This is a genomic window from Streptomyces sp. NPDC003248, assembly GCF_055563235.1.
Map to the genome: position 1 here is coordinate 751,896 of NZ_JBVHDT010000001.1, position 12,266 is coordinate 764,161.

At 74.6% G+C, this 12,266-nt stretch carries 9 protein-coding genes; 3 read left to right on the plus strand and 6 right to left on the minus strand.

Going from position 1 to position 12,266, the window contains the following annotated elements; genetic code table 11:
• Positions 1–21: 21 nt before the first annotated feature.
• Together ACZ3KJ_RS03120 and ACZ3KJ_RS03125 are read right to left on the minus strand one after the other, a co-directional pair.
• Complete coding sequence (locus ACZ3KJ_RS03120) at positions 22–1,173, minus strand: serine hydrolase domain-containing protein (RefSeq protein ID WP_467524121.1); 1,152 nt, start codon at positions 1,171–1,173, stop codon at positions 22–24.
• Entirely contained in the window at positions 1,170–3,737 is a 2,568-nt protein-coding gene (locus tag ACZ3KJ_RS03125; RefSeq protein WP_467524123.1) for a M14 family zinc carboxypeptidase, read from the minus strand. The genes ACZ3KJ_RS03120 and ACZ3KJ_RS03125 overlap by 4 nt, the downstream gene beginning before the upstream one ends.
• Before the next feature lie 293 nt (positions 3,738–4,030).
• On the opposite strand from ACZ3KJ_RS03125, the gene ACZ3KJ_RS03130 reads away from it, so the two are divergent.
• A complete protein-coding gene (locus tag ACZ3KJ_RS03130) occupies positions 4,031–4,831 on the plus strand; it encodes an EI24 domain-containing protein (RefSeq protein ID WP_467524124.1) in 801 nt (266 codons plus the stop codon).
• 129 nt (positions 4,832–4,960) lie between these two features.
• On the opposite strand, the gene ACZ3KJ_RS03135 is transcribed toward ACZ3KJ_RS03130, so the two are convergent.
• The gene (locus tag ACZ3KJ_RS03135; protein ID WP_467524125.1) at positions 4,961–6,238 is read right to left on the minus strand and encodes a pyroglutamyl-peptidase I; all 1,278 of its coding nucleotides are present in this window, start codon (positions 6,236–6,238) and stop codon (positions 4,961–4,963) included.
• A 102-nt stretch (positions 6,239–6,340) separates the two neighbouring features.
• The gene (locus ACZ3KJ_RS03140) at positions 6,341–6,922 is read right to left on the minus strand and encodes a TetR/AcrR family transcriptional regulator (RefSeq protein ID WP_467524126.1); all 582 of its coding nucleotides are present in this window, start codon (positions 6,920–6,922) and stop codon (positions 6,341–6,343) included.
• Between the two features lie 121 nt (positions 6,923–7,043).
• Here ACZ3KJ_RS03140 and ACZ3KJ_RS03145 point away from each other — a divergent pair, with 121 nt between their 5' ends.
• On the plus strand, positions 7,044–9,464 hold the full coding sequence (locus ACZ3KJ_RS03145) for a beta-glucosidase (protein WP_467524128.1): 2,421 nt from the start codon (positions 7,044–7,046) through the stop codon (positions 9,462–9,464).
• Between the two features lie 120 nt (positions 9,465–9,584).
• Here ACZ3KJ_RS03145 and ACZ3KJ_RS03150 read toward each other — a convergent pair whose 3' ends face one another.
• A complete protein-coding gene (locus ACZ3KJ_RS03150; RefSeq protein WP_467524129.1) occupies positions 9,585–10,553 on the minus strand; it encodes an aldose epimerase family protein in 969 nt (322 codons plus the stop codon).
• A 10-nt stretch (positions 10,554–10,563) separates the two neighbouring features.
• Positions 10,564–11,457 (minus strand): SGNH/GDSL hydrolase family protein, encoded by an 894-nt coding sequence (locus tag ACZ3KJ_RS03155; protein WP_467524131.1) that lies wholly within the window; start codon positions 11,455–11,457, stop codon positions 10,564–10,566.
• 300 nt (positions 11,458–11,757) lie between these two features.
• Between ACZ3KJ_RS03155 and ACZ3KJ_RS03160 the strand changes: the two genes are divergently transcribed.
• Positions 11,758–12,252, plus strand: coding sequence for a DUF3145 domain-containing protein (locus ACZ3KJ_RS03160; protein WP_467524132.1), 495 nt, complete (start codon positions 11,758–11,760; stop codon positions 12,250–12,252).
• Positions 12,253–12,266: the final 14 nt, after the last annotated feature.

Sequence of the window (12,266 nt, forward strand, 5' to 3'; positions counted from 1 at the left end):
TCCGCCGGTCACCCGACCGGCTCAGCCCGCCAGCGCCGCCCGGTGCGCCGCCGCCACCAGCCGGTCGTTCTCCGGCGCGGCCCCGCCCGGGAAGGCGAACCGGCGCCGCGCGTACCCGTAGGCGAGGCCGCTGCGCGGGTCCGCGAACGCCTGGCAGCCGCCGGCCCCGCTGTGCCCGAACGCCCCCGCGCCGAGGAACGGATACCAGGTGTCCGCGGTCGCCTGGAAGCCCAGCCCGTACGACTTGTGGGCGCGGACCACCAGGTCGTGGCCGACGGAGTGGCACTGCCCGAACTCCGCCGCCGTGTCCTCCTTCAGCAGCGGCGCCTTCCCGCCCGCCTCGCTGATCGCCGCCGCGTACAGCCCGGCGAGCCCGCGCGCCGACGCCACCCCGCCCACCGACGCCGGTCCCTTGGCGCGGATCAGCGGGTCGTTCGGCAGGAGCGCCAGGTCGGTCGGCTCCTCGCCGTGCCGGTTGAAGGCGACGGCGGCCAGGGTGTGCGGCCCGTCGGGCAGCGCGTCGAGCAGGGCCCGCTGCTCGGCGGTCGGCGCCATCGGCTGCGCGGCCCGGAAGCGCGGCTCGTGCGCGTCCGGCAGCCCCAGGAAGAGGTCCAGCCCGTACGGGGCCCGCACCCGCTCCTCGTACACCTCCTGGAGCGTACGTCCCGTCGCACGCCGTACGACCTCGCCGGCGAGTGCTCCGATGACCAGCGCGTGGTAGCCGAAGGCGGCGCCCGGGCGCCAGAACGGCCGCTGGTCGGCGAGGCGTTCGGCGATCTGCCGGTCGTCGGCCAGCTCCCGCGCGGTGAACCCGGTGTCCGCGCCGACCAGTCCGGCCCGGTGCGCGAGCAGCTCCCGCAGGGTCAGCGCGCCCTTGCCCTCGGCCGAGAACTCCGGCCAGTAGTAGGTGACCTTGCGGTCCAGCTCCAGCGTGCCCTCCTGCACGAGGAGCGCGACCACCAGGTACGCGGCACCCTTGGTGGACGAGTACACGCCGAAGAGGGAGTCGGCGTCCGTGCCGTCCCCGGCCCACAGGTCGACGACCCGGCGGCCGTGCACGTACGCGCACAACTGGCCCTCGTAATCGGGTCGCTCCGCCGCCACGAACGCGGCGAACTCCTCCCGCACCGCCTCAAAACCGTCCGCGACGGTGCCGTGGATCTCCTGTGTCATCCGCTCTCCTCAGCCAGACCGCTGCCTGTGTGTGCCATGGTGATCAACGCCTGTGCGACCTGGGTGAACTCGCCCTTGGGATGGTCCCGGAAGAGGGGTTCCGTGCCGAACAGGACGGCGTGCGGCCCGCTCACGACGGCGGGCCGCCCGGCGGCGGCGCCGGGACCGCCCGAGCCGTCGGAGCGGGCCCGCCAGTGGCCGGAGACGAGCGGGTCGCCGGTGGCGTACGACTGCTCGACGCGCACGCCGGGGCCTAGGCCGGTGAACCACACCGGCGCGTAGACGAAGCCGTGGTCCGGCGCCCCGGCCGTCACCGGACCCGAGTTGACCACCCGCACCACGCCGTTGGCGTCCTCGGGGCCCTGCACGGCCGTCGCGTCCAGCAGCCCGGCGCCCGTGGCGAGCGCGGCCCCGGCGGCACCCCGGCCGACCAGGCCGTGCCCGGCGAGGAAGGCGTCGAGGGCGGTGCGGGCCGCCCCGGTCAGCGCGGCCCGGTCCAGCCCGGCCGACACGAACAGCACGTCCACCGACGACCAGTCGAAACCGGCGTCGAGGCGGGCCGTGGAGACCGGCGTGACGTCGAAGCCCATCTCGCGCAGCGCGAACAGCTCACCGGCCGTGACGGCGGCGGCGATCCGGACGGGGTGCAGGGCAGTGGTGCCGGTGCCGGCGGCCGAGGTGAAGGAGACGTCGTACGCACGGGCGGCGGCTTCCGCCTGCGCCCGCGCCGACGCCGGGACGACCACGCCGCCGTCCGTGTCCCGCCGTACCGCGATCCCCGCCCGCAGCAGGGAGTTGAGGGCCGCGACCGCCCCCGGGTCGTCCAGCCGCAGCCGCAGGTCGCCGTGCGCGGCGACCGAGCCGGCCGGGGCGGCCCCGGTCACCGCCCGCAGCGGGGCGCCGGCCGGGGAACCGCCGTGGACGGCCACCACCCGCGCGCCCCACAGCCGCCCCAGGCTCCAGCCCGAGATGTCGTACATCACCGACACCCGGCCGCTGATGTCCCGTCCGTCGGCGAGCAGCGCGTTCGCCAGCCCCCGCTTGGGCTGGCGCATGTCGACGACGTACGAGCCCCGCGGGTACGTCCGTCCGTCGAGTCGGAAGGAGCGGTCGGCGCGGGTGACGCGGACGTCGTTGGCGAGGAGGTGGTCGACGAGCCGGGCGGTGGCGGTGGGCGTCGGGCCGGCCGGGAGGACGTAGGCGCGCGGGAACGCGGTCGTCCAGACGTCCTCGGGGCCGATGCCCGGGACGCCCGGCACGGTCCGTTCCGACACCGGCACCTGCGCGGCACCGGCGGCCCCGCGCCGGAACACCTCGATCTGGTCGGCGACGAGGGAGGGGCCCCGCTCGCGGACGAAGTCGAGGGTGGCGCGGAGGGCGGCGCCGGCCACCCGCACGTTGATCGCGGACCGGCGGCGCAGTTCGTCGGCCGGCAGGCCGGTGTAGGCCGCGTTGTTCACCTGGAGCGGGATCTCCACCGTGTGCGCGGCGACCGCGCCGTGGAAGGCCGCGTACTGCGGGGTGAAGACCGGCGGCCAGTCGTCCCAGCCCTCCGCCTGGTCCCGGAACGGGATCTGCGCGGGCCGCACACCGTCCTTCGCGGGGGTGAGCCCGAGGCCGTCGACGGCGGCCTCCATGCCGAGGGCGTTGGCGTAGGTGTTCTTCAGGAAGAGGTCGTACTCGTAGTTCTCGCCGTGCGGCGGGGTGGTCGGCTCGATGAGGGTGCCGTTGACGTAGCCGTGCAGGTCGAGCACGACGGCCGGCTGTTTGGCGATCTCGATCTGCCGCACCGCGCGCGTCTCGGGCTGCGAGGCGGTGACGGCGTCCCGGTTCAGGTCGAAGCCGGCCGCGTTCGCGCGGGTGCCGGCGATCCGGCCGTCCGGATTGGCGGTGATGTTGAAGTAGAGGCGGCTGTGGGCGAGGAGGTCGCGCGTCGCCGCGTCGTCCGCGGTGGCGAGCCGCTCGACGAGGTCCAGGGAGGCGTCGGTGCCCTCCCACTCGTTGCCGTGGATGTTGCCGTTGAAGAAGACGGGCGTCTTGTACGCCGACTTCAGGGCGGGGTCGACGGCGGCCGCGGCGGGCGCGTTCTCGATGAGTTCGCGCATCCGCTCCTGGTCGCGGGTCTGCCCGGCGGTCTCCGGCGCGGTGACGGTGACGAGGTAGAGCCGGTGCCCGCCCGCCGAGCGGCCCGCGACCTCGACGCTCACCCGGTCGCCGAGCGCCTGAAGGGCGTTCAGCCGCGGGGCGATGGCGTGGTACGGGACGAGACCGAGCCTCAGGGACGCGTCGGCGGGGTTCTCGGGGTCGGCGGCGAGCACCTGCCGCCGGGGGTAGCCGCGCACGGAGTCGGCGGCGGACAGGTCGGTGACGGGCGCGGTGAGCGCCTGCCGGGCGGTCGCCTCGGGCGGCCCGGCGACGGCCGTGTCCGCGCCGGCCCCCTCCCGGCTCACGGGTTCCGGGCCGGCGCCGGCGGCGGCCGGGGCGAGCAGAAGGGCCCCCGCGGCCGTGACGGCGAGGGCGGCGATCAGGACAGGCCGGGCCGGGGTGGTTCTCGTGGTGCGCACGTGTACCTCCGCTGACTTCCTGCGCTCGGGTGCTGCCGGAGACCGGTACGGCGAGATGTACCTGTCCGACTCAACTGCGACAAGAGGGGGTTGGTGTCACCGATAGCCCTGGATGGCCTAGGAAAGAGCCCGCGGACACCCGGGCGTGCGCCCGGCAGGCGTCCGGGCGTGCGGAACGACGGCCAGGTGACGCGTCGTCAAGTCCGTCGTGCCGCGGGCGGCGGACGAACGGCCGCACCGGCCCGCTCCGGCGCCACCGGGGATGATGTGCACACGCCCGATAGAGTGCGGACATGCGCGATCTCGGGGCGGGTTTCAGGTACCTGGTGGCGGGCCAGCGGTGGGTGGGCCGGCACGGCAGGCAGTACGGGTTCGGACTCCTGCCGGGGCTGATCACACTGGTCCTCTACGTGGGCGCGCTGGTGGCGCTCGGGGTGTGGGGCGGGGACGCCGTGACGTGGGCGACGCCGTTCGCCGACGACTGGTCGAGCCCGTGGGGCGGCCTGTTCCGCGGGTTCCTCACGGTCGTGCTGTTCGCCCTGGGCCTGCTGCTCTCCGTCCTGACCTTCACCGCGGTCACCCTGCTCATCGGGCAGCCCTTCTACGAGAGCCTCTCCGAGACGGTCGACCGGGACGTCTCGCCCGACGGCACGGCACCGCGGTCGGGGCTGCCGCTCTGGCGCGAGCTGTGGATCTCGGCCCGCGACAGCCTGCGCATCGTGGTCCGGGCCCTGCTGTGGGCCGTGCTGCTGTTCGCCCTCGGGTTCGTCCCGTTCCTCGGGCAGACCGTCGTCCCCGTGATCGGCTTCTTCGTCACCGGCTTCTTCCTCACCGAGGAGCTCACCGCCGTGGCCCTCCAGCGCAGGAACGTCGAGCTGCGCGCCCGCCTCGCCCTGCTGCGCTCCCGCAAGACGCTGGTCTGGGGCTTCGGCACACCGCTCGGACTGGCCTTCCTGGTGCCCTTCGTGGCGGTGTTCCTGATGCCGGGCGCGGTCGCCGGCGCGACCCTCATGGTGCGGGAACTGCTCGGGGAGGAGACCCGGGACGGCGAGACCGCCGACGACGACCGCGAGGAGGCACCCGCCCGGCCGTGACCGACGGGACGGGTGCCGCGCACGGCGGGGCACGGCCGGAGCGGACCGCGCTCGGCCCGAGCCGGCTCGGCCCGGCCCAACCCGGCCTGGCCTGGCTCGGCTCGCAACCCGGCCCGGCCCGGCCCGGCGTCAGCCCCCGGTGCCGCGCCCCGCCGCGCCCACCGCCACCGTCACGATCGCCCGCACCTGCGCGATGATGTCCAGCCGGTTGCGGACGAACTCCGGGTCGGTCACCGTCCCGGTCGCCGGATCGGTGTTCCCGGCGCCGAACTGGAGGACCGGTGTGTGGACGTGCCCGCCCGGCAGCGTGCCGCGCAGACCGAGCCGGTCCCGCAGCAGGGTGGCCCGGTAGGCGATCTCGTTGGAGAGGTAGTTCCCGCCGCCCCCGGCCCGCGCCGTCGACCCCGGGGTGGGCCCGTCCGGCCGGACGACGGGCGCGGTCCCCCCGGCCGGGATCTCGGTGACGCCCGTGTTGTCGAGGACCGGGAAGCGGCCGGTGTCCGCCGCCACGATCTCCCGGTACGGCAGGGTCGTCGTCGTCCACTGCGGCTGCGAGGCCGGGTCGGTGACCGGGACCGTCTCCGTCCTGCTCACGTTCTCGTTGTCCGGGTAGCCGCCCCGCCACGCCCCGTTGGTCCGCTCGACGTCGAAGCGGCCGACGCGCCCCTGGCTCACGGTCGCGAACAGGTCCACGTGCTTCAGGTGCGGCCGCAGTGTCCGCTCCACCGTGCCCTCGGCGAAGTCCCCCCAGCGCACCGGGAACACGGCCGTCTCCACCCGGGCCGGCCCGTCCGCCGTCTCGATCACCGTGCCGTCGAGGGCCAGCGCGGCCGCCCCGGACGGGTTGGAGATGCGGATGTCCTGGTCCAGGGTGAACGGGTCGAAGCCGGTGACCAGCACCCGCTTCAGGCCCTCGCCGCCGGAGCGGCGGAAGTCGATGTCGTCCTGGCCGCGCGAGGTGCGCTCCAGGCGGGCCAGCAGCGCCGCACGCTGCGTCCCGGTGAGCCCGAACTCCGGCTCCCAGCCGCGCACTTCGCGGATGAGTGCCAGCCGTGCCCAGTACAGCGGCCGGTCGTCGTCCCGGCTGAGCCCTCCGCCGGCCGGGCCCCGGCCCTGCGCCCGGTCCACGGCCCGCCGCCACAGCGCCGCGCCCTCACGGGCGACGACGCGGCGGGCCTGCGCGAGCGAGGGGGCGGCCGCCAACCGCCGGGCGAGGCGCGGCGCGGCCGTGTCGAATCCGGAGGCCGCGAGGATCTCCCGCGGGACGGCCCGGTCGAGCCGCTGCTCCTCGACGCCGGGCGCCGGTGCCGCGTCGGCCGGTGCCGCGCAGGCCGCGGTCGCCGGGGCGGAGAGGCAGGCCGCGAGGGCCAGGCCGAGGACACCGATGCGAACTCGTAAGCAGTGCACGGTACGTGGGGCCCTTCCGTCGCTGCGGTGCGCGTCGCGTGGGACGGCGGAAGTATCGCGTGGCGGGAGCACTCCCCGCCATGGGGGCAGCCCGTCGGCCCCTCAGTCCAGGTCCTCGCCCAGCAGCCGCAGGAAGTCCCTGAACGCGCCCGGCATGTCGACCGACTCCGGGTCCAGCAGCCACTGGAACTGCAACCCGTCCATCACCGCCACCAGCAGGGGAGCGGTCCGCTCCGGCGTCAGGCCGTTGGGCAGCCGGTCGCCGTACTCGGTGCGCAGCACCGCCGCCATGGTCGCCCGGACCTCGGTGTAGCGCTCGGTGAAGTACCGCCGGGCCGGGTGCCCCTCGGTGACGCTCTCGCCGAGCAGCGCGGAGAAGGTCTGGACGATGCCGGGCCGCATCGCGTTGTACTCGACCAGCGAGACCAGCAGGTCGACCCGCCACCGGGTGTCCGGCACCGCGTCCCACTGGTCGCGCTCCTCCAGTACGGCGACGAGCAGCGCGTCCTTCGTCGGGAAGTGGTGCAGCAGCCCCTGCTGGGTCAGTCCCACCCGCTCGGCCACCGCGGCCAGGCTCGCCCCCCGGTAACCGCGCTCGGCGATCACCTCCAGGGCCGCCCGTACGATCTCGGCGCGCCGCTCCCCACTCCTGACCCGGCCACTCATGGCGCCACCGTACGTCATCCGGCCCACCCCGAGATAACAGGAAGGTGACGAAACCTACCGCGTCACAGGCAATGGATGCACGATGGAGTCACTGCACTGCAAGTCACTGCACTGCACGACTCAACGAGGAGGCGCCGCGATGGCGGACAACGAGGCGGTCGTCGAGGCGGCCCTCGGCAAGCTCGACCTGGAGGCCAAGACCCGGCTGCTGGCCGGACAGGACATGTGGTCCCTGCCCGCCCTGCCCGAGATCGGCCTGGAGTCCCTGGTGATGTCCGACGGCCCGATCGGCGTACGGGGCGTGCGCTGGACCGCCGACGACCCGTCCGTCGCCCTGCCCTCGCCGACCGCCCTGGCCGCCACCTGGGACCCCGCACTCGCCCACCGGGCCGGTGTGCTGCTGGCCCAGGAGGCCCGCCGCAAGGGCGTCCACGTCCTGCTCGCCCCCACGGTCAACCTGCACCGCTCCCCGCTCGGCGGACGCCACTTCGAGACCTACAGCGAGGACCCGTACCTCACCGGCCGCATCGGCACCGGATACGTCGGCGGCGTCCAGTCCGGCGGCGTCGGCACCACCGTCAAGCACTTCGTCGCCAACGACGCCGAGACCGACCGCTTCACGGTGAACAACCTGGTCGGCGAACGCGCCCTGCGCGAGCTCTACCTGGCCCCCTTCGAGGCCATCGTGGAGAACGCCCACCCCTGGGGCATCATGACCGCCTACAACTCGGTCAACGGCACCACGATGACCGAGCACCACCACCTCGTGAACGAGGTCCTGCGCGGCGAGTGGGGCTTCGACGGCTTCAACGTCTCCGACTGGATGGCCGCCCGCGACACCGTCGGCGCCCTCCGCGGCGGCCTCGACGTCGCCATGCCCGGCCCGCAGACCGTGTACGGCGAGGCCCTCGCCGAGGCCGTACGGGACGGCCGGCTCGACGAGTCCCAGGTCGACGACGCCGTACGCCGCGTCCTGCGGCTGGCCGCCCGCGTCGGCGCCCTCGCCGGTGCCGAGCCCGCCGTCGCCGAACCGCCCGCCGCCGTCGACGGCGAGGCCCTCGTCCGTGAACTCGCCCGCCGCTCCTTCGTCCTCGTCCGCAACGAGAACGGCGCGCTCCCCCTCAAGACCGGCACGGTCGCCCTCATCGGCGCCGCCGCCCGCGACGCCCGGGTCCTGGGCGGCGGCTCCGCCACCGTCTTCCCGACGCACATCGTCTCCCCGCTCGACGGCCTCACCGCCGCCCTGCCCGAGGGTGCGCTCACCTACGTCGTCGGAGCCGACCCCACCACCGAACTCGCCGTCGCCGACAAGGGGTTCACCCTCCGCGCCGTCTGCCGGGACGCCGACGGAGAGGTGATCGGCACCGGCTCCGTGCCCAACGGGCAGATCCAGTGGATGGGCGACGACCTCCCCGACGGCGTCACCCACGACCGCCTCCACACCGTCGAACTGACCGGCACCTTCACCCCGCGCACCACCGGCCGGCACACCTTCGGCGTCAAGGGCGTCGGCGCCTTCACCCTCACCGTCGCCGGAACGACGCACTTCGACGGCCCCCAGGTGCCCGCCGACGTCAGCGACCCCTTCGAGGCGTTCTTCGGCGCCCCGGTGCCCCGCGCCGAGGTCGACCTGACCGCCGGGGAGACCGCCGAGATCTCCCTCACCTACGTCTTCGAACTGCCCGAGGGCATCCCGCTGAAGGTGGTCGCCTTCGCCCTCGCCCACCAGGAGCCGCAGCGCGACGCGGACGAACTGATCGCCGAGGCCGTCGAGGCGGCCCGCGCCGCCGACACGGCGGTGGTCGTGGTCGCCACCACCGACCGCGTCGAGTCCGAGGGCTTCGACCGTACCGACCTGCGGCTGCCCGGCCGCCAGGACGACCTGGTCCGGGCCGTCGCCGCCGCCAACCCGAACACGGTCGTGGTCGTCAACTCCGGCTCCCCGGTGGAACTGCCGTGGCGCGAGGACGTCGCCGCCGTCCTGCTGAGCTGGTTCCCCGGCCAGGAGGGCGGCGCGGCCCTCGCGGACGTCCTCACCGGCGCCCACGAGCCCGGCGGCCGCCTCCCCACCACCTGGGGCTCCCTCGCCGACGCCCCCGTCACCCAGGTCACCCCCGAGAACGGCGAACTCCCCTACACCGAGGGCGTCTCCATCGGCTACCGGGCCTGGGAGAAGCAGGGCCGCACCCCCGCCTACCCCTTCGGCCACGGCCTCGGCTACACCGACTGGGCCTACGAGTCGGTCGAGGCGGACGGCACCTCGCTGAAGATCCGCGTCCGCAACACCGGCGAGCGGGCCGGCCGCGAGGTCGTCCAGGTCTACCTCGCCCCGACGGACACGGAGCCGGCCCCGGAGCGCCCGGCCCGCGTGCTGGCCGGCTTCGCGAGCGTCGAGGCCGGACCGGGCGAGAGCGCCGAGGCCGTCGTCGACCTCCCGCGGCGCGCCTTCGAGGTCTGGGACGAGGACGCCCACCGGTGGCTCTTTGTGAAGGGTTCGTACGAAATCCAGGTGGGTAGGTCCCTCACGGACCGCAGGATCACCGCGACGATTACCGTCTGACGCGGAGGTTCTCACCACCCCTGAAGCAGCCCCGGTCCGGGACCTGACCCCTGGGCCGGGGCTCGTACGTTTCACCGCAGCCGCCGCCGAGGTCACCGCCGTCGGCGGCCCGGCGTCGTCCTACCGCGCCGAGAAGCCGTACACCGTCTCCGACCGGTACACCCGCCCCGGCCGCAGCACGGTGGCCGGGAACTCCGGCCGGTTCGGGGAGTCCGGGAAGTGCTGGGTCTCCAGCGCGATGCCGTCGCCCGGCGCGAACGGCTCCCCGAGGTGGTCCGCCGTGTACACCTGGATCCCCGGTTCGGTCGTCGCCACCGTCAGCACCCGCCCGGACACCGGGTCGTGCAGCTCGGCCACCTCCACCGGCGTCTCGGTGACGCCCTTGTCCAGCACGAAGTTGTGGTCGTAGCCGGAGCCGGTCTTGCGGGCCGTACGGAAGTCGAAACGGGTGCCCGCCACCTCCGCGACCCCGGTCGGGATCAGGTCCGCGTCGACCGGCGTGTACCGGGAGGCGGCCAGCCGCAGCTCGTGCCCGCCCGTGTGCCCGGCGCCCGCGAGGTTGAAGTAGCTGTGGTTGGTCAGGTTCACCGGGGTCGGCGCGTCGGTGACCGCCTCGTACGCGATGCCCAGCGCGCCCGACGCGTCGAGCGTGTACGTCGCGGTGACCTCCAGACGCCCCGGGAAGCCCTCCTCACCGTCCGGACTGACCCGGCGCAGCCGCAGCCCGTGCTCGACCGGCTCCACGTCCCACACCCGCTTGTCGAAGCCGCGCTCCCCGCCGTGCAGGCAGTTGGGCGCGTTGTTCGGCGCGAGCGGGTACGTCACCCCGTCCAGCGTGAAGCGGGCGTGCGCGATCCGGTTCGCGTACCGCCCGACGAGGGCGCCGAGGTAGGGCTCGGGGTGCGCCAGGTAGCCGTCCAGGTCCGCGAACCCCAGCACCACGTCCGCCGGCCGGCCCTCCCGGTCCGGCACCTCGACCGACTGCACGATCCCGCCGTACGACAGGACCCGCACCCGGACGCCCGCCCGCTCCAGGGTCCAGCGGTGGACCGGGGTGCCGTCGGAAAGTGTTCCGAAGTGTTCGCTCATGGTGGAAACTCTAAGTCACCCGCTCCGCGGCGGTGACCTGGCGGTATGCGATCTCGGCCAGCCGGGCCTGGCCGTTCTTGCTCGGGTGGAACCAGTCCCAGTGGCTCAACTGGTCCGTGCCGAAGCGGTACTCGTACACGGCGCCGCCGTCGAAGCGGCACCGCGGGTCCTGTGCGCAGACCTCCCTCAGCACCGTGTTGTAGTCCTCCACCCGCTGCTGCACCGTCGCCCGGCGCAGGTTCGCCGCGGAGTCCAGCGCGTCCGCGTCGCCCAGCATCGACGGGCAGATGCCCAGCTTCCACACCTGCTTGCCCAGCGCGTTGGTCCGCCCCTGCGACCACAGCCGCTTCAGGTTCGGCACGCTCGCCACGTACACCTGCGCCGTCGGCGCCGCCCGGCGCAGCGTGCGCAGCGCCTCCTGGAACTGGGCGCGGAAGTCGGCCACCGGCGTCATCGCCTCCGCGGTCGCCCGGCAGGCGTCGTTCGCCCCGGCCATCACCGTCACCAGCGCGGGCCTGCGCGCCGCGGCCCGTGTCATCTGGTCCGGCAGGTCCGCCATGCGCGACCCGGTCTCCGCGAAGTTCCAGCTGTGCGTCGCCGCCCGCGCCGCCCCCAGCAGCCGGACGGCCAGGCTGTTCACCTCGGCGCTGCCGCCGGTCGCCCAGGACACCTCGGGGCAGTCCGACAGGACCGTGCAGGCGTCGAAGCCACGGGTGATGGAATCGCCCACCGCGGCGAGCGAGGCCGGGCTGCTGTCCCACACCGGTGTCGGCGAGGCCCGCGCCCGCGAGGCCGACGGCCCCGGGCCGTCCCCGCCCCCGGCGTCACAGCCCGCCGCGCCGCCCAGCACGGCGGCCGCCGCGACGGCGGCGACCGCCCGCGAGCGGTGGCCTCGCTTCCGCATCCCCTGCCGTCCCCTCGGTCGTCGGCGCGTCCCCGGCCGACATGGGTGGCCGGCCCCACCCATGACAACGTCCGGGAGTTCCCGCCGCCCCTGCGACGCGCCCCGCCCGCCCCACAAGAAGCAACGGAACGCTCCCGCACAGGCGTCCTGCCGGGTGAATGGCGGGCGTTTCGCGGCACCGGGACCGACGGTACGTCACACTCCTTGCGCCGCCGCACGGTAGCCTCGCCATCAACGTGGCTGCCCGGCCACCGCCGCCATGCCGGCCTGCACACCTGTCCGCTCTGCCCGGAGGTCCCGGTGACGACACGTGGAGTTCTGTACGTGCACTCCGCGCCGCGCGCGCTGTGCCCGCACGTCGAGTGGGCCGTCGCCGGGGTGCTCGGCACGCGCGTCAACCTCGACTGGATCCGGCAGCCGGCCGCGCCCGGCACCTGGCGCTCCGAGTTCTCCTGGCAGGGCCGGGCGGGCACCGCCTCCCAGCTCGCCTCCGCGCTGCGCGGCTGGCACCTGCTGCGCTTCGAGGTCACCGCCGAGCCCTGCGCCACGGCCGAGGGCGAGCGCTACAGCTGCACCCCCGACCTCGGCATCTTCCACGCCGTCACCGGCATCCACGGCGACATCCTCATCCCCGAGGACCGGCTGCGCGCCGCCCTGCTGCGCTCCCAGCGCGACGAGACGGACCTGGAGGCGGAGATCGCCAAGCTCCTCGGCAAGCCCTGGGACGACGAGCTGGAGCCCTTCCGGTACGCCGGTGAGGGAGCGCCCGTCCGCTGGCTCCACCAGGTCGTCTGAGCCGTCGCCCGCCG

Coding starts and splice junctions, on each gene's coding strand:
- ACZ3KJ_RS03120 (WP_467524121.1), bottom strand. CDS start 1,173: ATGACACAGGAGATCCACGGCACCGTCGCGGACGGTTTTGAGGCGGTG.
- ACZ3KJ_RS03130 (WP_467524124.1), top strand. CDS start 4,031: ATGCGCGATCTCGGGGCGGGTTTCAGGTACCTGGTGGCGGGCCAGCGG.
- ACZ3KJ_RS03140 (WP_467524126.1), bottom strand. CDS start 6,922: ATGACGTACGGTGGCGCCATGAGTGGCCGGGTCAGGAGTGGGGAGCGG.
- ACZ3KJ_RS03145 (WP_467524128.1), top strand. CDS start 7,044: ATGGCGGACAACGAGGCGGTCGTCGAGGCGGCCCTCGGCAAGCTCGAC.
- ACZ3KJ_RS03150 (WP_467524129.1), bottom strand. CDS start 10,553: ATGAGCGAACACTTCGGAACACTTTCCGACGGCACCCCGGTCCACCGC.
- ACZ3KJ_RS03155 (WP_467524131.1), bottom strand. CDS start 11,457: ATGCGGAAGCGAGGCCACCGCTCGCGGGCGGTCGCCGCCGTCGCGGCG.